The 24813-nt window shown below is 62.7% G+C and carries 17 protein-coding genes and 1 riboswitch; of the genes, 12 read left to right on the forward strand and 5 right to left on the reverse strand.

The window, feature by feature from the left end; genetic code table 11:
- Positions 1-27: 27 nt before the first annotated feature.
- Both htpX and ABD847_RS07985 read left to right on the forward strand, forming a co-directional pair.
- The gene (gene htpX, locus ABD847_RS07980) at positions 28-900 is read left to right on the forward strand and encodes a protease HtpX (protein WP_345011756.1); all 873 of its coding nucleotides are present in this window, start codon (positions 28-30) and stop codon (positions 898-900) included.
- Positions 901-999: 99 nt separating this feature from the next.
- Positions 1000-1434: a CBS domain-containing protein gene (locus tag ABD847_RS07985; protein ID WP_345011758.1), complete on the forward strand. Its 435-nt coding sequence runs from the start codon at positions 1000-1002 to the stop codon at positions 1432-1434.
- Here ABD847_RS07985 and ABD847_RS07990 read toward each other — a convergent pair.
- On the reverse strand, positions 1422-1697 hold the full coding sequence (locus tag ABD847_RS07990; RefSeq protein WP_345011760.1) for a peptidylprolyl isomerase: 276 nt from the start codon (positions 1695-1697) through the stop codon (positions 1422-1424). The genes ABD847_RS07985 and ABD847_RS07990 overlap by 13 nt on opposite strands.
- A gap of 195 nt (positions 1698-1892) precedes the next feature.
- Here ABD847_RS07990 and tamA point away from each other — a divergent pair, with 195 nt between their 5' ends.
- Positions 1893-3602, forward strand: a complete 1710-nt coding sequence (tamA, locus tag ABD847_RS07995) for an autotransporter assembly complex protein TamA (RefSeq protein WP_345011762.1) — start codon at positions 1893-1895, stop codon at positions 3600-3602.
- Positions 3599-7471 (forward strand): autotransporter assembly complex protein TamB, encoded by a 3873-nt coding sequence (gene tamB / locus ABD847_RS08000; RefSeq protein ID WP_345011764.1) that lies wholly within the window; start codon positions 3599-3601, stop codon positions 7469-7471. The genes tamA and tamB overlap by 4 nt, the downstream gene beginning before the upstream one ends.
- Here the strand turns inward: tamB and ABD847_RS08005 are convergent.
- Entirely contained in the window at positions 7453-10419 is a 2967-nt protein-coding gene (locus ABD847_RS08005; RefSeq protein ID WP_345011766.1) for a putative bifunctional diguanylate cyclase/phosphodiesterase, read from the reverse strand. The genes tamB and ABD847_RS08005 overlap by 19 nt on opposite strands.
- A gap of 213 nt (positions 10420-10632) precedes the next feature.
- Here ABD847_RS08005 and ABD847_RS08010 point away from each other — a divergent pair, with 213 nt between their 5' ends.
- The 7 genes from ABD847_RS08010 (at position 10633) to carB (ending at position 20261) form a co-directional block, all read left to right on the forward strand.
- On the forward strand, positions 10633-12342 hold the full coding sequence (locus ABD847_RS08010) for an FAD-dependent oxidoreductase (protein WP_345011768.1): 1710 nt from the start codon (positions 10633-10635) through the stop codon (positions 12340-12342).
- A gap of 108 nt (positions 12343-12450) precedes the next feature.
- On the forward strand, positions 12451-13257 hold the full coding sequence (locus ABD847_RS08015) for a M48 family metallopeptidase (protein ID WP_345011770.1): 807 nt from the start codon (positions 12451-12453) through the stop codon (positions 13255-13257).
- Positions 13248-13784, forward strand: a complete 537-nt coding sequence (locus ABD847_RS08020) for a GNAT family N-acetyltransferase (RefSeq protein ID WP_345011772.1) — start codon at positions 13248-13250, stop codon at positions 13782-13784. The genes ABD847_RS08015 and ABD847_RS08020 overlap by 10 nt, the downstream gene beginning before the upstream one ends.
- A 25-nt stretch (positions 13785-13809) precedes the next feature.
- Complete coding sequence (gene bamJ, locus ABD847_RS08025; protein WP_345011774.1) at positions 13810-14424, forward strand: BamJ family beta-barrel-assembly machinery protein; 615 nt, start codon at positions 13810-13812, stop codon at positions 14422-14424.
- A gap of 105 nt (positions 14425-14529) precedes the next feature.
- Positions 14530-15342, forward strand: coding sequence for a 4-hydroxy-tetrahydrodipicolinate reductase (dapB, locus tag ABD847_RS08030; protein ID WP_345011776.1), 813 nt, complete (start codon positions 14530-14532; stop codon positions 15340-15342).
- Positions 15343-15884: 542 nt separating this feature from the next.
- Complete coding sequence (gene carA, locus ABD847_RS08035) at positions 15885-17015, forward strand: glutamine-hydrolyzing carbamoyl-phosphate synthase small subunit (RefSeq protein WP_345011778.1); 1131 nt, start codon at positions 15885-15887, stop codon at positions 17013-17015.
- A gap of 18 nt (positions 17016-17033) precedes the next feature.
- Entirely contained in the window at positions 17034-20261 is a 3228-nt protein-coding gene (gene carB / locus ABD847_RS08040) for a carbamoyl-phosphate synthase large subunit (protein WP_345011780.1), read from the forward strand.
- Between the two features lie 69 nt (positions 20262-20330).
- Here the strand turns inward: carB and ABD847_RS08045 are convergent, their stop codons facing one another.
- Positions 20331-20783, reverse strand: a complete 453-nt coding sequence (locus ABD847_RS08045; protein ID WP_345011783.1) for an LEA/WHy family protein — start codon at positions 20781-20783, stop codon at positions 20331-20333.
- Positions 20784-20950: 167 nt separating this feature from the next.
- Here ABD847_RS08045 and putP point away from each other — a divergent pair, with 167 nt between their 5' ends.
- The gene (putP, locus tag ABD847_RS08050; protein ID WP_345011785.1) at positions 20951-22468 is read left to right on the forward strand and encodes a sodium/proline symporter PutP; all 1518 of its coding nucleotides are present in this window, start codon (positions 20951-20953) and stop codon (positions 22466-22468) included.
- Positions 22469-22543: 75 nt separating this feature from the next.
- Here the strand turns inward: putP and ABD847_RS08055 are convergent, their stop codons facing one another.
- Together ABD847_RS08055 and lysC are read right to left on the reverse strand one after the other, a co-directional pair.
- Positions 22544-22864, reverse strand: coding sequence for a heavy metal-binding domain-containing protein (locus tag ABD847_RS08055; protein WP_345011787.1), 321 nt, complete (start codon positions 22862-22864; stop codon positions 22544-22546).
- 114 nt (positions 22865-22978) lie between these two features.
- Positions 22979-24331, reverse strand: coding sequence for a lysine-sensitive aspartokinase 3 (gene lysC / locus ABD847_RS08060; protein ID WP_345011789.1), 1353 nt, complete (start codon positions 24329-24331; stop codon positions 22979-22981).
- Positions 24332-24418: 87 nt separating this feature from the next.
- A riboswitch (Lysine riboswitch) is annotated at positions 24419-24593 on the reverse strand.
- Positions 24594-24813 lie beyond the last annotated feature (220 nt).

Here is a 24813-nt window from a genome sequence, read left to right on the forward strand (position 1 = left end):
ACTGTAGCGAAACCATAAGGAGTTTCCATGAAACGTGTACTGTTGTTCCTTGCGACCAACCTGGCGGTGATCCTGGTGCTGAGCATAGTGCTGAACCTGCTGTCTGGCCTGCTCGGGATCAATGTACAAGGACAAGGCGGCCTGCTGTTGTTCGCCGCTGTATTTGGGTTTGGCGGATCCTTTATCTCCCTCTTGATGTCCAAATGGATGGCCAAGCGGGCCTATGGCGTGCAGGTCATCGACCAGCCGCGCAACGAGATGGAGCACTGGCTGGTGAGTACGGTGCAGCGGCAGGCCCAGCAGGCCGGCATCGGCATGCCGGAGGTGGGTATCTATGACGCGCCGGACATGAACGCCTTTGCCACCGGTGCCAAGCGCAACGAGGCCCTGGTGGCGGTGAGTTCCGGCCTGCTGTACAACATGAGCCGGGACGAAGCCGAGGCGGTGCTGGCCCATGAGGTCAGCCACGTGGCCAACGGTGACATGGTGACCCTCACCCTGATCCAGGGGGTGGTGAATACCTTCGTCATCTTCTTTGCCCGGGTGGTGGCCTCCGTCATCTCCAACTTCTTCCGCTCCAATGATGAGGAAGGCAATGGCCTGGGCACCTTCGCCTACATGGGCGTGGTGTTTGTGCTGGAGATGGTGTTTGGCATCATCGCCTCCATCATCGTCATGTGGTTCTCTCGTCAGCGGGAATTTCGTGCCGATGCGGGCTCTGCCAAGCTGGTGGGTCGCGACAAGATGATTGCCGCCCTGGAGCGACTGCGCCGCGGTCATGAGTCTCAGCTGGAGGGCAGCATGATGGCCTTCGGGATCAACGGCAAGCGCAGTATGAGCGAGCTGTTCATGAGCCATCCGCCGCTGGAGCAGCGCATCGCCGCCTTGCGGCAGCTCTAAGATGTGAAGTAGAAGAAGCCGCCCATCGGGCGGCTTTTTTACATCTGGGGTGGCTCCACTATGCTTGGAGCAAGGGTTGCTATGCCAACAGGAGGGCTTATGGAGTCCATTAGCGTCAAAGATTATATGAATCCACGGCCGGTGACGTTCGGACCCGAGATGGGCATAGAGCAGGCCATCAATCGGTTGCTGGAGAGTGGGCTCACTGGCGGACCTGTGGTGGATGCTCAGGGCAAGTTGGTGGGCTTCTTGTCCGAGCAGGATTGCCTGGCCCAGGGGTTGTCGGCCAGTTACCACTGTGAGCAGATGGCGCAGGTGAGCGAGTTGATGCGGCCAGAGGTGCTGACGGTGCGACCGGATACCAGCATCATAGAGCTGGCCCAGCAGATGACCCAGCAAAAACCCAAGATCTATCCTGTGATCGATGACGGCGGACGTCTCATCGGGACCATCACTCGTCGGGACGTGCTGCGGGCCATCCAGGCCAATCTGCGCAGCTGTTTTGTGCATGGCAAGGCGAATCAGCCCCGATAGAGCACCTTGATCAGGTGATAACCGAACTGGGTCTTGATGGGGCCCAGGACAGCAAGCAGTTCGCCGTGAAACACCGCCTTGTCGAACGGGGGCACCATCTGTCCTCGCTTGAACTCGCCCAGATCGCCGCCTCGTTTGCCGGACGGACACAGAGAGTGCCGTCTTGCCAACTCGGCAAAGGAGGCGCCTTTGGCCAGCTTCTGCTTGAGGGCATCCGCTTCCGCGCGGGTTTTGACCAGTATGTGCAGGGCGGCGGCTTTCATCGGCTTAATCTCCTTGTTGGGGCGCGCATTGTCGGCCAAGCTGCGCGTCACCGCAACGTTCTTTGCCATGCTTGCCAGGGCATGGCCTGGTTTCCTCCCTGGCCATTTGCTCTTATTATCAATACCATTTAGGTCCCATGTCGGCGTCGGGTCGACCATTGCCCTTCTGTTGTCAGGGCGTGTCATGGAGTCAGCATGTTTCGAATCGCCTGTCTGTGTTGCATCCTACTGCTGAGTCTCCCGGCCCTGGCACAGCCGCTGCATTTCAAGGTGTCCGGTCTCAAGGGCGAGGCCAAGGAGAATGTCGTCAATTATCTGGAGAGTCTGCCCACCATAGCGCCGGATCGGGTCAGCTATCGGATGCAGGCCATTCGCGAGACCGTGGTGAACGCCCTGCAGGCCTTAGGGTATTACCAGGCTGAGGTGACCCTGGTGGTGGATGAACAGGATCCGGGGCTACTGAGGGTCAAGGTAAAACCGGGCAAGCCAGTGACCATTCGTAACTGGGATCTTGAGCTCACCGGCGAGGCGACCCAGGATGAGAGCTTTGCCGAACTGACGCGCCAGTTTCCGTTAAAGAAGGGGGCCGTGTTTCATCATGGCCAGTACGAGAGCATCAAGGCGCAGCTCAAGGGGCGGGCCCTGACGCGGGGCTATCTGGACGCCAAACTGACCCAGGCCAAGGTCAAGGTCTATCCCAGGGAAAATGTGGCGGATGTCAGCCTGCATTTCGACTCAGGGTTGAGGTATCACTACGGGCAGATCCGCATCGAGGGAGTGGAGGGGACCAGTCGGCTTATCCAGCCGCTGCTGGCGTTCAAACAGGGCGATCCCTATCGCGCCGTGCAGTTGGCGGAGCTGAGCCAGACCCTGTCCCAGACCCGTTACTTCAAGCAGATCGATGTGCAGCCACAGATGGACAAGCTGACGGATCATCAGGTGCCCATTCTGATCCAGCTGTCTCCGCGCAGTGATAATCTGGTGGAGGTGGGGATTGGCGCCTCCACCGATGAAGGCCCGCGCTTGCAGCTGACCTGGGAAAAGCCCTGGATCAATCAATACGGTCACAGCCTCTATACCGAGATGAAGATCTCCGCGCCACAGCAGAACATCAATTTCAGCTATCGCATTCCGGGTCAAGATCCCCTCAACGACTACTACAGCCTGCAGACCAGCTACGAGGCGACGGATCAACAGGACACCAACTCCCACAACCTCACCGTGGGGGCGCACTACCAGACCAAGACCCATGGCTCCTGGGAGCGGGACTACTTCTTTGAGACGCAGTATGAAGACTACACCCAGGGTTCCAGCCACGGCTCCAGCCTGCTGTTCATGCCCGGCTTCACCGTCTCCCGCCTGCGCATGACGGGCGGCATGGATCCCGACTGGGGGGACAGGGTCATCTTCAAGAACCAGTACTCCAGCCACTATTGGGGATCGGACGGTGACTTTAGCTGGTTGTGGGGGCGCACCAAGTGGCTGCGTACCCCCTGGCCGGGGCATCGCCTCATCTGGCGGGCCGAGCAGGGTGCCATCCTGGGGGATACCATAGACACGGTTCCTGCCTCGCTGCGCTTCTTCACCGGGGGGGATCAGACGGTACGGGGCTTTAGCTATGAGAGCATCTCACCGGTGGACGATGAGGGATTGCTCACCGGGGCGCGTTACACCACGGCCGTCAGTGTTGAATATGCCTACCCGGTAGCAGAGAAATGGCGCCTGGCCAGCTTCGTGGATGTCGGGACGGCGACCAATGATTACACTGAGGCCTGGAAAATCGGTACCGGGCTGGGGATGCGCTGGCTCAGTCCGGTGGGGCCCATTCGACTGGATATTGGCTTCGGCGTGTCAGAAACCCACATCCCCTTTCACCTGCACTTCGGCTTGGGGCCTGAGCTATGAGTACTCTGCGCAACCTCATCCTGACCGGACTGGCGCTCCTGTGTCTGAGTGTCTTGCTGGTGAGCCTGTTGCTGTTTACCAGCGTGGGCAATCAGCTGATCTGGCGTCTGGCCACCGATCAGCTGCCTCAGCTCAAGGGACGGTTGGTGGCGGGGCAACTGGCCGAGGGGTGGCAGTTTGAGGATCTCAGCTGGCAGGATGAGGCGGTGCAATTTAGTGCCCAGCGCCTGAACCTGAGCTGGCGCCCCGGTGCCCTGCTGTTTGGCAGCCTGCAGGTGGATGCCTTGCGCGGTGAGGGGGTAAGCCTGACCCTGGCGCCGGCGGCCTCCGCATCCGCCGAGACGGTGACGGAGGAAACCAGCATTGGGCCACTGGTGTTGCCCTTCAACCTGCATCTGAACCAACTGGCACTGGATAAGCTGCACTTTGCCATGCCGCAACTGGCGGTGGAGCTGGATCATTTTGCCAGTTCGGCCAATTGGCTGGGCTCGCATCTGTATATCGGCACCAGCCAGCTACGGGGGCTGGCGGTGGATTGGGATATGCCGGCGCCCTCCGCCGCCCAGGGCACAGGCCTGGTCACTGCGGCGGTCGGCACCGCCATGGTGGGGGGGGCATCTGGGGCCTCCTCTGCCGCCGTGCCCACCGCAACCATCGGTGGGGAGCCATCCCTGGCCAAGCTGCCGAGCACAACCGCCAGTGCCGCCACTGTGACGGCCAAGGCCGGTCAATCCGCTGCCAAGACTACGACCAAACCGCAGCAGGCCGAGCGGATCGCCTTGCCGCCGGTGACCCTGCCGCTGGATATCTCCCTGGCCGGCTTGCGCCTGGAGCGGGTGCGTTACCGTCAACCTGGCGTCGATACCGATTGGTTGAGCGGTCAGCTGGCCGCACAGTTTATCGGCGACCAACTGACCATTCAGCAGCTTGACCTGCAGCATCCCCAGGGGACCGTGGCGCTCAAGGGAGCCCTGACCTTTGCCGACGACTACCCGCTGAGCTTGGCGCTGGGACTGCATACCGCCTATGGCCTGCCGGAGGGCATGCCCGCCAGAACCCTGGATCTGGATGCCAAGGGCTCCTTGGGAGACTTGGTGCTTACGGCCAGGCTGGACGGCAGCGAGGGGATCACGTTGGATGCCAAGCTGGATGCGCTGGACGCCCAACTGCCCTTCACACTGGCGCTCAACTGGGCGCAGCTGGCCTGGCCGCTCAGCGGCGCGGCGGATTATGTGGCCAGTGACGGCCGGCTCAAGGCCAAGGGCTCCCTCAAGCACTACGAGGCTAATCTCAGCAGCACCATCAAGGCGCTCAGCTATCCCCAGGGGCGCCTCAGCAGTCAGCTGCAGGGCAATCTGGATGGCCTAGAGTTGACCCGGCTGGCCTGGGACAGCGACCAGACCCAGGCCGCCATCAGTGGCAAGCTGGCCTGGCAAAAAGGGATCCACTGGCAGGGCGAGCTGAGTCTCAACAGCACCCGATTGCAGGCGTGGGTGCCCGATCTCCAGGGGCAGTTCGCCCTTGGATTGCACAGCGAGTTCAAGATGAGCGGCTCCCACTGGCAGTTGGGGCTACGCAAGCTGGCAGGGCAGGGCCGCATCAATGGCTATCCCGTGGCCGTGAGTGGCGATGTGTCGGGCAACGACCGCCTGCAGTGGCAGGTGCAGGAGCTGCGCCTCGCCAGCGGCGCCAACCGGTTAAGGGTCAATGGTCAACTGGAGAAACAGTGGGCCTTGAGTGGCGATCTGCAGGCGCCCGAGCTGGGCATACTGGGCAGCGGTTTTGAGGGCGCCCTGTCGGGACAGCTGGCATTAACCGGCAGTGCTCAGGCACCCAAGGTGGCCGTGAGTCTGCAGTCGGCCAGGCTGCGCTGGCCGGACGGCAGTCTGCGGGATCTGGATCTAAACGGTCAGCTGGAGCCGGCCCGCCAGTATGCGGGCCAGTTGGCGCTGAGCCTGGGGCGGCTGCATGTTGCTGGGGTGGGGCTCAAGGATCTGCAGCTTAACGTCGACGGTGATGCCAAGTCACACCGGCTCGAGCTGGACTTTGACGGCAAGACCCTGGCCGGATCGGTGCAGCTGCGCGGGGGGCTCAATGCCAAGGGCTGGCAGGGTGCCTTGAGCGAGGCCTGGTTTGATACCCAACTGGGGCGCTGGCAGTTGGCGGCGCCGCTCACCCTGGCCAGCCGTGCGCCCTGGCAGCGGGTGCAATTGGGTGAGCAGTGCTGGCTGAGTGATCCCGCCAGCCTGTGTCTGAGTGCCGCGGATCTTGCAGCCGACCAGGGCAAGTTGGCGCTGCGGTTGGACAAGTTCGCCACCGAGCGCCTGGCCGTGCTGCTGCCCGAGCGGCTGGGCTGGCGCAGCGAGCTGGGGGCCGAGGCACAGCTGGCCTGGCGCAATGGTGTGCCGAACTTGACCGCCACCGTGCAGACCGGGGCGGGGGAGATCATCAGCGATGGGGTGCCCTCTGCGTATCAGACCCTGCAATTGTCCGCGGGTCTGGATGCCAAGCAAGCCCGCCTCAAACTGGATTTTCTCTCCCAGGTGCTGGGTAAGGCCCTGGTGGATCTGCAGGTACGGGATCCCCAGGGTAAGCAGCAGCTGGGCGGTACCCTGTCCCTGGACAACCTGCGGCTCTATGGGCTGGCGCCCCTGGTGGATGCCCTGCACCGCAGCCGTGGGCGCATCGACGGCCAGGGCCGGCTGGAGGGCAGCCTGACCATGCCGCTGTTTTACGGTCAGCTGAGCCTGACCGAAGGCGAGCTGGACACCAACCTGGATATCGCCGCCGTGCGGGATCTGCAAGCCAAGATGGACATCCAGGGGGCGCGGGCGGATCTGTCGGGCAGCTTGAATCTGGGCAAGGGCAAGATGCAGTTGCAAGGGCTGATGGATTGGCAGGGCCCGCAGCCGCGGGGCTGGCTGACCCTGGATGGTAAACAGTTGGAGCTGGGACTGGCGGGTTACGGTCGAGGACGCCTGGATCATCAGATCCGTCTGGATTTTGCCGATGAGATCCACCTGACCGGCCAGCTGGCCCTGCCCTGGGCCCGGATCAAGGTCAAGTCATTGCCCGACTCTGTGGTGTCGGTGTCGCCGGACGTGGAGGTGGTGCGTGGCAAGACCAGTGATGAACCGCCCGCCTCGGCCATCCCCTTCTATCTGGATGTCACCACCCGCCTGGGGCCGGATGTCAAACTCAATGCCATGGGGTTGCAAACCCAGCTGGAGGGCCGGCTCAAGGCCAGCCAGCAGCCGGGCAAGAGCCTACAGCTCAACGGCGAGATCAACCTGGTCAATGGCCGCTATCGCGCCTATGGCCAGAATCTGGAGATCCGTAGCGGCAAGCTGATGTTCTCCGGCAACCCGGATCAGCCCCTGCTGGCGGTGGAGGCGGTGCGCTCGGAGGAGGCCATGGAGGATGAAGACGTCACGGTCGGCGTGCGTGTCAGCGGGCTGGCCACCGCGCCCAAGGTGACGCTCTTCTCCGATCCCGAGATGTCCCAGGCCGACAAACTCTCATATCTGTTGCGGGGGCGCAGCTCCACCGCCTCGGGGGGCTCGGGCAATGACATGATGACCGCCATGCTGCTGGGGGCCGGTATCGGTCAGGCTGGGGGCGTGGTCACCGGGGTGGCGGAGAGCCTGGGCTTCTCCGACGTGGCGCTGGATACCGCCGGCAGTGGTGACGATACCCAGGTGAACATCAGCGGCTATATCATGCCGGGTCTGCAGGTGCAGTATGGGGTAGGGGTCTTCACCTCGATCAGCGAGGTGAAGGTCAAGTTCGAGCTGATGCCCAAACTCTATATCCAGGCCTTGAGCGGCCTGAACCAGGCCCTGGATCTCTTCTACAAGTTCGAGTTCTGATCCGCCGCCTGCAGCTGACGGACAAACTCGGCGGCCGGCAGCGGACGGCTGCGCAGATAGCCCTGGAACTGGTGACAGCCCAGGGCATGTAGCACCGCCAGTTGCTCCGCCTCCTCGACGCCTTCGGCGGTGACCTTGAAGCCCATCACCTGCCCGAGTGTGATGATGCCGGATACCATGACCCTGTCCTTGTGATCGAACGCCAATCGGGTGATGAAGCTGCGGTCCAGCTTCACCTCATCCACCGGCAAGTCCTTGAGGTAGGCCAGGGAGGAGTAGCCGGTGCCAAAGTCATCGATGGACAGGCGGATGCCCATCTGCTTGATCTGAGCCATGCGCGACAGTGTCTCCGGCAGGTTTTCCAGCACCACCGACTCGGTGATCTCCAGCATCAGGCGATGGGGGGCCAGGGTGCTCTGGGCCAGTATGCTGGCCAGCCGGACCATGAAGTCGGGATGGTGGAACTGGCGGGCGCTGACATTCACCGACAGGGAGTTCAGCGGCAGTCCCTGAGCCTGCCACTTCACCCCTTGCTCGCAGGCATGGCGCAGCACCCAGAACCCCAGCTCGTAGATGAGACTGCTCTCCTCGGCCACCGGAATGAACTCCGCCGGCGAGATGAACTGGCCATCGTGCTGCCAGCGCAACAGGGCCTCGGCCCCCACCAGTTGGCCATCGGCCACCCGATACTGGGGCTGGTAATAGAGCTCGAAGGCCTCCCCCCGCAGGGCCTCGCGCAGCAGGCTGCTCAGGGCCAACCGTCGCCGCAGCGCCTCGGCCATGGCCTGATCGTAGAAGGCCAGACTGCCCCGGGCCCGCTGCTTGGCGCTGTGATTGGCGGCTTCGGCCTGTTGCAGCAGATCCAGGGGGGCCGGGGGATCGCTCGGCGGTATCAGGGTGGCGCCCAGGCTGCAACTGATGTGCAGCTGCAACTGGCTTAGGGCGAAGGGGGTCTGGCATTGAGCCAGCAAGCACCGGGCTTGCGCCTCCACCTCCGCCAGGGCGGCCTCCCGTGTCATGGCATCCAAGGGCAGCAGCAGGGCCAGCTGATCCGCCGACAGCCTGGCCCAACTGGCCCGGGTGGGAACCTGTTGCTGGATCCGCGTCACCAGGGCCTGCAGCAGGGCGTCTCCCACCGCCGGGCCCAGGGAGTCGTTGATGCTGCCGAATTGATCCACATCCAGAATGAGCAGGGCGCCCCAGGATGGCGCTGCCTCCGGCGTCAGGGCATGGGTCATCTGCTCCAGCAGGCCGCGGCGATTGAACAGCCCGGTCAGCTCGTCCCGGTAGGCGAGCCATTCGATCTGGCACTGGGCCGCCAGGCTCTCCTCTATGTCCTCGAAGGCGCACAGGTAGTGGCTCAATCGTCCGGCGCGATAGATGCCGGTGATCTGCAGCCGGATGGCAAAGCTGCTGCCATCGGCACGACGGGCCCGGCTCTGTCCCTCCCAGTGATCTGCCTGAGTCAGGGTCAGCCGGACGGCCTCATACAGTTGCTCCGTCTGCCCCTCGGCCTCCAGTTGCTGTATGTGCCAGCCCAGCACCTCGGCCTCGGTAAAACCGGTGAAGCGTGAGAAGGCGCGGTTGACCCGCTCGATGAGCCCCAGCCGGTTCACCAGCAGCATGCCCTGGGCCTGCTCGAAGGCGGCGCCCAGCAGGTGCAGGCGCTGGTTCAGCTGGTGCAGGCGCAGACTGTCTTGCAGTCGCGGTGCCAGACTGGCCAGCAGAGCCGATGCTTGCTGATGAACCTGACGCGGTTGGCTAAAGCCCAGGCAGACATGTCCCAGCGCCGCGCCGACCTCGTCGTGTAATGGATAACCATAATAGGCCTGAATAGGCGGTTGCCCCGCGGGCTGGCAGTGGCCATAGGGCAGCAGCGCCTCGCCCTCCAGCCAGAGCGGGCCTCGGCTCAGCAAGTCGGCGCAGGGGCGATCGCTCAAGGGAAAGTGGATGGCTGCGTGCAGTTGGCCTTGGGCGTAGTAGGCCAGGCTGACGGCCTCCGGCGCCTGGCTGGGGTGCAGGGCCGGCAGATGCTCACAGATCAGTACCCAGCTGGCATGGCAGGTTTCAGCCAGGTACTTGGCCACCGCCTCCAGCCAGGGCTGGCCAGTGAGGCTCATATCCAGCGGCATGGCGGAGGGGGAGTCTCCGGCTGGCGCTGCTTGTCCTTCGGGTAGGGGCGGATTGGCCGCCATCAGCTCACAGGTGCGGCTCAGCAGGTTGAAACTCAGGGCATCGAAGCTGGGTTGCAGCAGCCGGTATTCCAGAGTGATGAGGGCCGCCGGCGCCTCGTCAAGCTGCACCAGACCGTCGAGGCGTGCCAGTATGCCATCGTGTTGCAGATAGCGCTGGGCACTGAGGTTGGGTTGATGCTGCAGATCCGAATACCCCAACAGACGGCGCCGGCGCAGGGCCTTGAGATAGCGGGGCTCCAGCTTCTGGGGCGGCGGCATGGTATCGTCCCCCAGGCAGAGGAGCGGAGTCATGGTCTCGTCATCCAGTCGCCACAACAGCAGACGATCACAGCGGCTAAGCTGGTGCAAGGCCTGCAGCAGTTGAGACGCACGGGCCTGGCCCCGTGCCAGGTGTTGTCCCAGCTTGTCCAGCTCCAGCAGGGCCAGGTTGGCCAGCGTGGGCTGGCTGGACTGATGGGGCTCGGCCCAGATAAAGCAGTGTGGGGGCTCGCCGGGGGCCAGCTGCAGCTGCCAGCTGCCACCGGGCAAGTCCAGCAGCAGCTGGGTGGCGTCCCCGCCCTGACACAGGGTCAGCAAGAGATCGGCCCAGGGCGCCCCCAGTTGCGCCGGCCAGGGTTGCTGCGGCTCAGGGAGCAGGGCAGAGGGCACTGGGTGACCCGGCATCAGGGAGACCAGGCTGGCTTGCTGGTGATCCCACAGCAGCAGGCGGCTGGGCGAGCGGGGGCTGGCCGAGGCCGGGACGGGTAACAACATGGGGCAAGAGTCCCTGGTTGAGATTAGGTCTCAAGCATATCCAAAGCGTGGCCTGGGTGACAGTCTAAGCTGGGTGAGGCAGCTTACACTTTGTGGACCTGCTTGGTAGGTCCGGCAGTTAAGCATTGCATGCTAAATTAGAAATTGCTAAATTAATGCCCATGCAGGGTCTCAAGAAGACCCGATTTTTTCTTTTGTGATGAGGACGAGAGCATGACCAAGATTCTGATTGTCGGCGGTGTCGCCGGTGGGGCCTCTGCGGCAGCGCGGGCTCGCCGTCTGGATGAACAGGCCGAAATCATCATTTTCGAGCGTGGCGAGCACATCTCCTTCGCCAACTGTGGCCTGCCTTATCATATTGGCGGCGATATCCCCCAGCGGGAATCCCTGCTGCTGCAGACCCCGCAAAGCTTCAAGCGCCGCTTCAACGTGGAGGTGCGCACTTTCAACGAGGTGGTCAGCATCGACCGGGCCGCCAAGCGGGTGACGGTGCGCAACCTGCTCAGCGGTGAGCAGTACCAAGAAAGCTATGACAAGCTGCTGCTGAGCCCGGGGGCCGCACCCATTCGCCCGCCCATCCCGGGTCTGGAAAATCCCCACACCTTCAGCCTGCGTAACATTCCGGACATGGATCGCATCCTGGCGGCCTTGGACCGGGATCAGCCCAGTCATGCCACCGTGGTGGGCGGGGGCTTCATCGGCCTGGAGATGGTGGAGGCGCTGCATCAGCGCAACATCAAGGTGAGCCTGCTGGAGCTCTCCGAGCAGGTGATGGCGCCGGTGGACCGGGAGATGGCCAACATGCTGCACCAGTCTCTGGTACAGCATGGGGTGGATCTGAAGCTCAACACCGCCCTCACCGGCGTTTCCTTGCTGGATGCTGACCCGGCCGAGCCGGAGGCCACCGGCGAGTTCAACCGGGTGTCCGCCCATGGCGGTGGCCTGCGCCTGGCCCTGAGCACAGGACATAGCCTGGATACCGGCATGCTGATCCTGGCCATCGGCGTCAAGCCCGAGACCCTGCTGGCCAGTCAGGCCGGCCTGGAGCTGGGCACTCGCGGTGGCATCAAGGTGGATGAGGGGATGCGCACCTCGGATCCGGACATCTTTGCCGTGGGGGATGCGGTGGAGGAGCGGGAGTTTGTCACCGGCGAGCCGGCGCTCATCCCGCTGGCCGGGCCGGCCAACCGCCAGGGCCGCATCGCCGCCGACAACATGCTGGGGCGCAACGAGCGTTACGGCCGTACCCAGGGCACCGCTATCTGCAAGCTGTTTGATCTGGCGGTGGCCAGCACGGGCCTCAACGAGAAGAGCCTGCAACGCCTGGGGCTGCCTTACGAGAAGATTTATGTGCACCCGGGCAGCCATGCCGGTTACTACCCCGGTGCCTTCCCGGTGAGCCTCAAGCTGCTGTTCAGCCCGACGGACGGCAAGATCCTGGGGGCTCAGGCGGTGGGCAAGGACGGCGTCGACAAGCGCATCGACGTGCTGGCGGTGGCGCAACGGGCCGGGCTGACCGTCTACGATCTGCAGGAGCTGGAGCTGACCTACGCGCCGCCCTTCGGCTCGGCCAAGGATGTGGTGAACATGGCGGGCTTCGTGGCATCTAACGTGCTCAAGGGCGATCTGGCCATCTGCCATACCGAGGCGATCCTCAACCGTCGTACCGACCAGTTGGTGCTGGATGTGCGTAACCCGGGTGAGCTGGCGAGCAACGGCTCCATAGAAGGGGCCATCAACATTCCGCTGGACGAGTTGCGCGGACAACTGGCCAGCCTGCCCAGGGACAAGGAGATACTGGTGAGCTGCCAGGTGGGGCTGCGTGGCCATGTGGCCTACCGGCTGCTGGCCAACGAGGGTTTCAAGGTGAAGAACCTCACCGGCGGCTTCAAGACCTATCAGATGGTCACCGCCCGTTACTGATCTCCCCTCATCCAAGGCGCCCGCGTGGCGCCTTTCTTTTGTTTACCTCTCTTTGCAGATGACCACCTTGTGTTTTACGCTGTCGGCGACACAATCGCGAGGATGGTTATGAAGCACAAGGGATTTCGATTTGGTTTGGGACTCCTGCTGTTGAGCCTGGCCGCCTGTTCTACTTCCCCCACGGGGCGCCGGCAACTGCTGCTCTATTCCGACAACGATGTGGCCCAACTGGGCCTCACCTCCTTCGAGCAGCTCAAGAAGCAGACCAAGGTGTCGAAAAATGCCAAGCAGACAAAATTTGTCCAGTGTGTGGCCAAGGCGGTGACCGAGCAGATCCCGGCCCAGTACAGCAACCGTCCCGCCCAGTGGGAGGTGGTGCTGTTTGATGATCCCCAGATCAACGCCTTCGCCCTGCCTGGCGGACGCATCGGTGTCTATAGCGGTCTCTTGGGTATCGCCAAGGGGCAGGATCAGCTGGCGGCCGTCATCGGCCATGAGGTGTCCCACGTGCTGGCCAAGCACTCCAACGAGCGGCTCTCCCAGAGCCAGGTGGCCAACCTGGGCATGGTGGCGGCAGACATGGCCCTGGGCTCCTCCGGCTATCGTCAGCCGGCCATGGCCGCGCTGGGTGTCGGGGTGCAGGTGGGGGTGCTGCTGCCCTATGGCCGGGAGCAGGAGACCGAGGCGGATCTGCTGGGGCTGAGTCTGATGGCCAATGCCGGCTTCGATCCGCGGCAGGCGGTGACCCTGTGGCAGAACATGGCCCAGTCCCACAAGGGCAAACAGCAACCCGAGCTGCTCTCCACCCACCCCTCTGATGGCACCCGCATCCAGGCCATCCAGCAACTCTTGCCCAGGGTGATGCCACTGTATCAGGCCGCTCGCCAGGCCGGACGACAACCCAAATGCCAGTAAGCCTGTCGGTGCGCCCCGCTACCTTGGCAGATGTGGACGACATAGTGCAGATCCAGCAGGAGAGCTGGCAGCAGGCCTATCAGGGGCTGCTGCCCGAGGTGGTACTGACCCTGCGGCCGGCCCAGGAGCGGGCCCTCATCTGGCAGCAGCGCTTGAAGGCCCATCCCTGCATGACGCTGCTGGCCCAGGTGCAGGATGCGGTGGCGGGCTTTCTCTACTGGTTCCCGGAGAACAAACGGGTGGCCCAGCTCAAGTCCTTCTATCTGCACCCCTTCTATTGGCAGCAGGGCTTGGGTTCCGCCTTGCTGGGGCAGGCCATGGGCGACATGCAGTCCCTGGGACTGCGCCGCTGCGAGTTGTGGGTGCTGGCCAATAACCGGCCGGCGGAGCGTTTCTACCTTAAGCAGGGCTTTCAATACGACGGTCAGCGGCAGCGCCGGCAGATGGAAGGGGTTGATGTGGTGCAGCGTCACATGTATCGCCTGCTGGCCGCCAAGGGTAACGGTTCTCTCTCACCTCTGTTATGATGAGCCCCTTTTATCAGGAGGCCCCATGTCCCAATTTACTTCCATTGAACAGAAGGCCAGTTATGGCATCGGTCGTCAGATCGGTGATCAACTGGCTCAACAATCCTTCGACGGCCTGGATCTGGCTGCCCTGGCTCAGGGTATCGAGGACTCCATCGAAAATCGTGCCTACGCCGTAAGCCGCGAAGAGTTGGGCGAGGCCTTCCGCCAGCTGACCGACAAGCTCGAAGCCGCCGAGGCCGAGCGTTCCAAGGATCTGGTGGCCGCCGGGGAAGCCTTTCTGAAGGCCAATGCCGAGCGTCCTGAGGTGCAGATCACCGACTCCGGTCTGCAGTATGAAGTGCTGGTGGCCGGCGAGGGCAACAAGCCGGCGCGGGACGACAAGGTGCGGGTTCACTACCACGGCACCTTCACCGATGGCCGGGTGTTCGACAGCTCCATGGATCGTGGCCAACCCGCCGAGTTTCCGGTGGGCGGCGTGATCGCCGGTTGGGTGGAAGCCCTGCAGATGATGCCCCAAGGCTCCCGCTGGAAGCTCTACATCCCCCACGAGCTGGCCTACGGCGCCCGCGGTGCCGGCTCCATCCCGCCCTATTCCGCCCTGGTGTTCGAGGTGGAACTGCTGGATATCCTGGGCTAAGTCCCAGCCAAGAAGCCGACCGGGTGGTCGGCTTTTTTTTTGCCTTTTTATCGCCACCCAGGCTGGCTACACTACAAGGCCAGTTTTCAAGGAGCAAAGAGCAAGATGGATATGCCAATCCGTATCGCCCTGATGGGCTGTCAGGGCCGCATGGGCAAGGCCCTGCTGGAAGCCATTAGCAATGCACCAGGGGTGACCCTGGGAGCCGCCCTGGAGCGGCCGGGCGCGGCCGTCATCGGCCTGGACGTGGGGGAGCTCAACGGCCTGGGCGCCAATGGCGTCAAGATCGCCGATAGCCTGAGCCAGGTGGCGGACGATTTTGACATCATCATCGACTTCACCCGTCCCGAGGCCACCCTGGCCACCCTGGCGTTTGCCGTGGCCCATGGCAAACCCGTGGTCATCGGCACCACCGGCTTTAATGACGCCGGCAAGCAGCAGATCCGGGATGCCGCGGCCCAGGTGGGGGTGGTGTTTGCCTCCAACTACAGCGTGGGGGTCAACCTGGTGTTCAAGCTGCTGGAGCAGGCCGCCAAGGTGATGGGGGAGTACAGCGACATCGAGATCATCGAGGGGCACCACAGATTCAAGGTGGATGCGCCGTCCGGTACTGCCCTGTCCATGGGGGAGGTCATCGCCAAGACCCTAGGTCGGGATCTCAAGGAGTGTGCCGTCTATGGCCGTGAGGGCATCACGGGCGAGCGGGATCGCAAGACCATCGGCTTTGCCACCATCCGTGCCGGCGATCTGGTGGGGGAGCACACCGCCATGTTTGCCGATATTGGCGAGCGGGTGGAGATCACCCACAAAGCCTCCAGTCGTCTGACCTTTGCCAATGGCGCCGTGCGGGCCGCCGCCTGGTTGGCCAGCCAGCCGGCCAATCTGTATGACATGCAGGATGTTCTGGCTCTGAAGTGAAGAAACCGCCGAAAGGCGGTTTTTTTTGGCTTCTTCGCCGCCGCCCAGACGGGATTGGCGCTGTAAAACGTTGTCTACTTGGTCAGGATTTGTTGGTTGGCGGATTGAGTTGGCTTGTTTTTGTGAAAATACCAGGAAGATCATTTTTCTTGTAAATTCCTTGTATTTTAAGTGGAAACCCATGGTTTATTTTTGTTTTTTCTCGACGGTGTATCGATGATCCAGTTGGCTAAATTCAGTAAAAACAGTGCGATGGATTGTAATTGCTCAAAAATTTCGGTTTTGTAGTCAAAATTATCTATGGCTCTTATTTTATTTTGTTTTTTTTATTGATAAGTGGTGCAATTGGTTGCAATTGATATTCTATGCATAAATATGGAATATTTTTTCACTCGCACGGATCCTGTGGCTTGCCAGGTCGGGGATTTGGTGTAAAATACCGAGAATTTGCCCACAGGGTGGCACAGTGACCTGAAAAGGTCGGCTGTTACCGGTGGGCGTCGGCAGCAGAACCTGAACCAGATAGTGACTCGGAGGTCGTCTTGACTCATTCAGCCTTACTCGTGTTGGAAGATGGCACGGTATTCAAGGGCATTTCGATTGGCGCAGAAGGCTGTTCCGTCGGGGAGGTGGTGTTTAATACCTCGATGACGGGATACCAGGAGATCCTCACAGATCCCTCCTATTCCCGCCAGATCGTCACCCTCACTTACCCCCACATCGGCAACACAGGCACCAACAGCGAAGACGAAGAATCCACCGGCATCCACGCCCAGGGCCTCATCATTCGCGACCTTCCCCTCATCGCCTCCAACTTCCGCAGTCAAGAAACCCTCTCCGAATACCTCAAGCGCCACAAGGTGGTGGGCATCGCCGACATCGATACCCGCAAGCTGACCCGTCGTCTGCGGGAAACCGGTGCCCAGGCCGGCTGCATCATGACCGGTCGCAACCTGGATGAGGCCAAGGCGCTGGAGCTGGCCAAGGGCTTCCCGGGTCTGAAGGGCATGGATCTGGCCAAGGAAGTCACGGTCCAGAAAGCCTATCCCTGGACCGAGGGCAGCTGGCAACTGGGCGAGGGGCACGTTAGCCCGGCCGAACTGCCGTTCCACGTGGTGGCCTACGACTTTGGCGCCAAGCGCAACATTCTGCGCATGCTGGTGGATCGGGGCTGCCGCCTGACAGTGGTGCCGGCCAAGACCCCGGCGGCCGAGGTGCTGGCCATGAACCCGGACGGCATCTTCCTGTCCAACGGTCCCGGCGACCCTGAGCCCTGCGACTACGCCATTGCTGCCATCAAGGCATTCCTCGACACCGAGATCCCGGTGTTCGGCATCTGCCTGGGCCACCAGCTGCTGGGCCTGGCCTCCGGTGCCAAGACAGTCAAGATGAAGTTCGGCCACCACGGTGCCAACCACCCGGTGAAGGATCTGGATCGGGATGTGGTGATGATCACCAGTCAAAACCATGGTTTCGCGGTGGACGAGGCAACCTTGCCGAGCAACCTGCGGGCCACCCACGTGTCGCTGTTCGACGGCTCCTTGCAGGGGATCCACAGAACCGACAAGCCGGCGTTCAGCTTCCAGGGGCACCCGGAAGCAAGCCCGGGGCCGCACGATGCCGCGCCGCTGTTTGACCATTTCATCGAGCTTATCAAGACGTACCGCGCATAAAGAGTAGGGTAGAGAGTCATGCCAAAACGTACAGACATTCAAAGCATCCTGATCCTGGGCGCGGGCCCTATCGTCATCGGCCAGGCCTGTGAGTTTGACTACTCCGGCGCCCAGGCCTGTAAGGCCCTGCGGGAAGAGGGTTATCGGGTCATCCTGGTGAACTCCAACCCGGCCACCATCATGACCGATCCCGAGATGGCCGATGCTACCTACATCGAGCCCATCACCTGGGAAGTGGTGCGCGAGATCATCAAGAAGGAGCGGCCGGACGCTGTGCTGCCCACCATGGGTGGCCAGACTGCCCTCAACTGTGCCCTGGAGCTGGAGCGCCAAGGGGTGCTGGCCGAGTTCGGGGTGGAGATGATCGGTGCTACCGCCGACGCCATCGACAAGGCCGAAGATCGCCACCGTTTCGACCTGGCCATGCGCAGCATCGGCCTGGAATGCCCCCGTGCCGGCATCGCCCATAACATGGACGAAGCCTGGGACGTACAGAAGATGGTCGGCTTCCCCTGCATCATCCGTCCCTCCTTTACCATGGGCGGCTCCGGTGGCGGTATCGCCTACAACCCGGAAGAGTTCGTGGAGATCTGCGAGCGCGGTCTGGACTTGTCTCCCACCAAGGAGCTGCTGATCGACGAGTCGCTGATCGGCTGGAAAGAGTACGAGATGGAAGTGGTGCGGGACCGTCACGACAACTGCATCATCGTCTGCTCCATCGAAAACTTCGACCCCATGGGCATCCACACAGGTGACTCCATCACGGTCGCCCCGGCTCAGACCCTGACCGACAAGGAATACCAGCTGATGCGCAACGCCTCCATGGCTGTGCTGCGCGAGATCGGCGTGGAAACCGGCGGCTCCAACGTCCAGTTCGGCATCAACCCGAAGGACGGTCGCATGGTCATCATCGAGATGAACCCGCGGGTGTCCCGTTCCTCCGCCCTGGCCTCCAAGGCCACCGGCTTCCCCATCGCCAAGGTGGCGGCCAAGCTGGCGGTAGGCTACACCCTGGACGAGCTGATGAACGACATCACCGGCGGCAAGACCCCGGCGTCCTTCGAGCCCTCCATCGACTACGTGGTCACCAAGGTACCGCGCTTCAACTTCGAGAAGTTTGCCGGCTCCAACGACCGCCTCACCACCCAGATGAAGTCGGTGGGCGAGGTGATGGCCATCGGCCGCAACTTCCAGGAGTCCCTGCACAAGGCCCTGCGCGGTCTGGAAACCGGCAAGACCGGCTTCGACCCCATGGTGGATGCCAAGGATCCCGACAGCTTTGCCCGCATCAGCCAGGAGCTGCAAAACGCTGGCGCCGATCGGATTTGGTACATCGCCGATGCCTTCCGTGCCGGCCTGTCCGTCGAGGGGGTGTTCAAGCTGACCAAGATTGACCCCTGGTTCCTGGTGCAGATCGAAGAGATCGTCAAGCTCGAGGAGCTGGTCAAGGAAGGCGGCATGATCGGCCTGACGCCCGAGCTGCTGCGTCAGCTCAAGCGCAAGGGCTTCTCCGATGCCCGCCTGGGCAAGCTGCTGGGCGTGGCGGAAGGCGAGGTGCGCAAGCTGCGCCACAAGCACGAGATCCTGCCCGTGTACAAGCGGGTGGATACCTGCGCCGCCGAATTTGCCACCAACACCGCCTACATGTACTCCACCTATGACGAGGAGTGCGAGGCGGCGCCCACCACCAAAGACAAGATCATGGTGCTGGGTGGCGGTCCGAACCGCATCGGTCAGGGTATCGAGTTCGACTACTGCTGCGTGCACGCGGCCCTGGCGCTGCGTGAGGACGGTTACGAGACCATCATGGTCAACTGTAACCCGGAGACCGTCTCCACCGATTACGACACCTCGGATCGCCTCTACTTCGAGCCGGTGACCCTGGAAGACGTGCTGGAAATCGTGCGGGTCGAGCAGCCCAAGGGCGTCATCGTCCAGTACGGCGGCCAGACCCCGCTCAAGCTCTCCCGCGCCCTGGAAGCGGCCGGTGTGCCCGTCATCGGCACCAGCCCGGATGCCATCGACCGCGCCGAAGACCGTGAGCGCTTCCAGCAGGCCGTGGAACGCCTGGGGCTGAAGCAACCGGAAAACGGCACCGTCACCACCATCGAAATGGCGGTACAGACGGCGGCCCGCATCACCTACCCGCTGGTGGTTCGCCCCTCCTACGTGCTGGGTGGCCGGGCCATGGAAATCGTCTATGACGAGCAGGATCTGCGCCGCTACTTCAACGAGGCGGTGAGCGTTTCCAACGAGTCGCCCGTGCTGCTGGATCGTTTCCTGGACGACGCCACCGAGGTGGACGTTGACGCCGTGTGTGACGGCGAGCAGGTGGTGATCGGCGGCATCATGGAGCACATCGAGCAGTGTGGTATCCACTCCGGTGACTCCGGCTGCTCCCTGCCGCCCTACACCTTGTCTGCCGAGGTGCAGGATCGCATCCGCGATCAGGTGCGCAAGCTGGCCATGGAGCTGGGCGTCATCGGTCTGATGAACGTGCAGTTCGCCGTGAAGGACGACGAGATCTACCTCATTGAGGTGAACCCCCGTGCCGCCCGGACTGTGCCGTTTGTCTCCAAGGCCACCGGTGCGCCCCTGGCCAAGATCGCCGCCCGGGTGATGGCCGGTCAGTCCCTGGCCGCGCAAGGTTTCACCCAGGAGATCATCCCGCCCTTCTACTCCGTGAAGGAAGTGGTGCTGCCGTTCAACAAGTTCCCCGGTGTCGACCCGCTGCTCGGCCCCGAGATGCGCTCCACCGGTGAGGTGATGGGCGTGGGTGAGACCTTCGCTGAGGCCTATGCCAAGGCCCAGCTGGGTGCCAACAGCGCCATCCCCCGTGCCGGCCGCGTGCTCTTGTCCGTGCGCAACGGCGACAAGCAACGGGTGGTGGACTTGGCTTCAAAGCTGATCGAAGCGGGCTTCGAACTGGATGCCACCCACGGCACCGCGGTGATCCTGGGTGAAGCCAGCATCAACCCGCGCCTGGTGAACAAGGTGCACGAAGGCCGCCCCCACATCCTCGACCGGATCAAGAGTGGCGAGTACACCTACATAGTCAACACCGCCGAGGGGCGTCAGGCCATTGAGGACTCCAAGCAGCTGCGCCGCGGCGCCCTGCAGCACAAGGTGTCCTACACCACCACCCTGAACGCGGCCTTCGCCTGCTGCATGGCCATGCCGGTGGACGAGACCGAAACGGTCAGCTCGGTGCAGGAGCTGCACGCCCGGGTACTGGCCAGCCGCTAAGCTGGACGGCAAATGAAAAAGCCTCCCAATCGGGAGGCTTTTTTTTTCGGCCGAGCCGGGTTTCGCGGCTCATTGGCGCGTGCTGCCGCCGAGGCGCCCCTCTTTATTGAGGGTGATGTTTGGCAGCAGGGCCCCGGCATCCAGCACCAGATGCAGCTGGTAGCCCAGGCCATCCTTGGGCGGGGCACTGAGTAGCTGCTGGGCCAGGGCCAGGGCACCGAGCATATCGGGTCGGGCCAGCAGGGTGACATCGGCCTCACCGTAGGCGGGCAGTACAGGCAACTGGTTGGCGACACCGGAGAGCAGGGCATGCCCCTCCACCGACAGATCGTAGCTGGCACCACGCAAAGACAAGTCGCGGTCGTTGGGATTGCTCAGGTGCAGGCTGATGGCCAGTTGCGGCAGGCCGCTGGCATGGGGTTGCAGCACCACGGAATTGACCAGCACCTTGGGGGCCTGGATGGGATTGAGGCTGGCACAGGCGGACAGCAGCAGACAGCACAGCAGCAGTAAACGGGACACGAAAGACGCTCCATTGATGGGGATCAGACAGCGAGGGCCACTGTGACAGCCTGTACGGTCCTTGGCAAGCCTCTGCCGATGAGGCGGACAGACTCATCCCGTGGCTTGCTCCATCCGGCATTTCCCCGCACAATGTGCGTTTTTCCACGTCAAATGGCAGGACGCCCATGAGCACAACCAACCCAACCACGATCACCTTTGTGATCTACATACTGGCCATGATCGCCATCGGCTTCATGGCCTGGCGCTATACCCGCAATCTGTCCGATTACATTCTGGGCGGCCGCCGGCTGGGCAGCTTCGTCACCGCCATGAGCGCAGGGGCCTCCGACATGAGCGGCTGGCTGCTGCTGGGCTTGCCGGGTGCCATCTTCGTCTCCGGCATCAGTGAGAGCTGGATTGCCATTGGCCTCGTGATCGGGGCCTGGTTCAACTGGCTGCTGGTGGCCGGTCGCCTGCGGGTCTACACCGAGCTCTCCCGCAACGCCCTGACCCTGCCGGATTACTTCACCCACCGCTTCGAGGATCGCAGCCGGCTGCTGCGGGTGTTCTCCGCCATCATCATACTGCTGTTCTTCACCATCTATTGTGCCTCCGGCATGGTGGCCGGTGCCCGCCTGTTTGAGCAGACCTTCGGCTTTGACTACGGCACCGCCCTCTGGCTCGGCGCCTTGGCGACCCTGGCCTACGTGTTCATCGGTGGTTTCCTGGCGGTGAGCTGGACCGATACGGTGCAGGCCACCCTGATGATCTTCGCCCTCTTGCTGACCCCGGTCATCGTCATGCTCCATGTGGGCAGCTTTGGTGAGGCGGTGAGCGCGGTGGAGCAGATCAATCCGGCCATGACGGATCTGTTTAACGGCACCACCACCATCGGCATCATCTCCCTGATGGCCTGGGGCCTGGGCTACATGGGGCAGCCCCATATCCTGGCCCGCTTCATGGCGGCCAGCTCCCTGCAGACCATCCCCAAGGCCCGGCGCATCGCCATGACCTGGATGGTGCTGACCCTGGCGGGCGCCATCGGCGTCGGTTTCTTCGGCATCGCCTACTATGCCGCCAACCCGGCGCAGGCGGCGGGTGTGAAAGCCAACAGCGAGACGGTGTTCATCTCCCTGTCTCAGATCCTGTTCAACCCCTGGGTCGCCGGCATCCTGCTCTCCGCCATCCTGGCGGCGGTGATGAGCACCCTGTCCTGTCAGCTGCTGGTCTCCTCCTCCGCCCTGACCGAGGACTTCTACAAGGCCTTCTTGCGGCCTAACGCCTCCGACAAGGAGCTGGTGTGGTGCGGTCGCCTGATGGTGCTGCTGGTGGCCCTGGTGGCGCTGGCCATCGCCTCGGATCCCACCAGCCAGGTGCTGGGTCTGGTGGGCTACGCCTGGGCTGGCTTCGGCTCTGCCTTCGGCCCCGTGGTGCTCTTGTCCGTGCTGTGGCCGCGCATGACCCGCAACGGCGCCCTGGCTGGTATGCTGGTAGGTGCCCTGACGGTCATCATCTGGCGCAACGGCGGCTGGTTTGGTCTGTATGAAATGGTGCCAGGCTTCGGTCTGGCTACCCTGACCATCTGGCTGGTGAGCCTGCTGGACAAGGCGCCGTCTGTGGCCGTGACCCAGGGCTTCCGCCGCATGGAGCTGACCATGGCGGCCAACGGTGAACTAGATGGCGAAGCCGCCGAGCGGGCCTGATGACTCGCTATATCCTCATTTAACAAGAGGCCGGGCAATTGCCCGGCCTCTTTGTTTGCCGCTTTACGATGCCGCTTAGCGGATCACCACCGCCGTGCCGCTGATGCTGACCATCAGCATGCCACCGTTGGGTCCTACCACCTCATAGTCCAGATCGATGCCCACCACGGCGTTGGCGCCCAGTGCCGCGGCTCTCTGACTGAGTTCCTGCATGGCGATCTCCCGGGCCTTGCCCAGCTCTTTTTCGTAGGCGGCTGAGCGGCCGCCTATGATGTCGCGGATGCCGGCAAACAGATCCTTGAAGATATTGGCGCCCAGTATGGCCTCACCGACGACGATGCCGCGGTACTCGAGGATCTGTTTGCCTTCCAGGGTGGGGGTGGTGGAGAGGATCATGTCAGGTGACTCCGTGCTGAGGGTGAGGTGGCCAGCATAGCAGGGGCGCCACACGGGCACAAAAAAGGGCGCAGACAAGCTGCGCCCAACGGAGTAAAAGGACTTAAAGTGCGCTTAACCCAGCAGCTGCTGGTGCAGTCGCTGCACCACGCTGACGGCATCTGCCTCCCGCACCAGGAAGCAAAGATTGTGGGGGCTGGCCCCGTAGCAGATGAGGCGAATGTTGACGTCGTCCAGGGTGTCAAACACCCGGCTGCCGGCGCCATTCACCTCGCTCATGCGATTCCCGATCAGGGCCACTAGGGCCAGATCCTCTTCTACCTTCACCTTACACAAGGCACTCAGCTCGGCCAGCACAGCGTCACTGAGCATGCTCTTGCCGCTGGATTGACTGCCGGTGTGATCCAGGGTCAGGGAGACGCTCACCTCTGAGGTGGTGATGAGATCCACCGAGATGCGGTGCTTGGCCAGAATGCTGAACACCTCGGCCAGGAAACCGCAGGCCCCCAACATGCTGGGGCTTTGCAGGGTCAGCAATTGCTGGTTACGGCGCAGGGCCACGGCCCGAAACAGCGGTGTGCTGTCGGTCTTGCCGCGCACCCAGGTGCCACCGGCTTCGGGGGCCTTGCTGGAGCCGACAAACACCGGGATCCCTTTGCGCAGGGCCGGTTGCAGGGTGGCCGGGTGCAGCACCTTGGCGCCGAAGGTGGCCATCTCCGCCGCTTCGGCGAAGCTGATCTCGTCGATGGGCCGCGCCGAGCTGACCAGCCGGGGATCCGTGGTATAGATGCCGGGCACGTCGGTCCAGATTTCCAGCTCGCTGGCATTCAAGGCCTCGGCCAGCAGGGCGGCGCTGTAGTCACTGCCGCCACGACCCAGGGTGGTGGTCTGGCCTTCGGCATTGGCCCCGATAAAGCCCTGGGTGATGACGATGTGATCCGTCAGCAGCGGGGAGAGTTCCTGTTGGCAGAGGGTGCGCAGGGCTTCAATGGCCGGGGTGGCCTTGCCGAACAGGCTGTCGGTACGCATCACGCGGCGCACATCGAACCAGCTGGCCTTGTGCCCTTGCTGGGTGAGGAGCTCGGTAAACAGACGGGTGGACATCAGCTCACCCTGGGCCACCAGGCGATCCACCAGGGCCGCATCGGTTTCCTGCACCGCCTGTTCGGCCAGCTGGGCTACCTCGGCCAAAATGGTCTGGATCTGCTGGCAGGCCGCATCTGGCCGCCCCAAGGCATCCAGGATGGCGTCTTGAATATGGGTCAGTCGTGTCAGGTGGGCCTGGCGCTCTTCCTGGCTCAGGGTGCCCTGAGCCAGGGCGACCAAGAGGTTGGTGACGCCGGCACTGGCGCTGAGAGCGACCACTCGGGTCTGGGGATTCTGGGTCACGATCTTGGCACACAGTGCCATGGCATGGGCGTCCGCGACGCTGGTGCCGCCAAACTTGGCCACAGTAAGCTGACTCAACTCAAACTCCTTGTCTGCTGGCCATCGCCAGCGTTAGTCACGTCGAACAAGGGGAGTGCAGTCAGGCAAGAGGGGAGAGGTCAACATCTTGCCAGAAGCACTCCACCCGAAAACAGGTGGCAGCCCGAGGGATTCAGCCCACGCAGCCGACACAGTCTTGCCCCAACGGCGTACTGTGCCTCGGCGTTGCTCCCCCTGGCCGGCGATCATGGGAGTTGGCTCCTCCTGCCGGTTGCCTGGGCAACGCGCCTCTTCTGGTCCTGGTACCAAGTACCGGGGCGTAAAGGTTTACTTGCGGATCCCCTGACTGTCAACAGCCTTGGCGCAAAAATGCCTTCTGTTGCCAGTGGGAACCTTTTTTCTTGAGTGAAAACACTTTCAAAGTGTGATCTGGACTGGGATTTTTTGTTAACCAGTTGCAACACTGGCGTCAAAATGTGACGAGTGACACCTAATGAGCCAGATCCCGCTGCTATAGTCCA

This window comes from Pseudaeromonas paramecii (genome assembly GCF_039540575.1).
Taxonomy (GTDB): Bacteria; Pseudomonadota; Gammaproteobacteria; order Enterobacterales; family Aeromonadaceae; genus Pseudaeromonas; species Pseudaeromonas paramecii.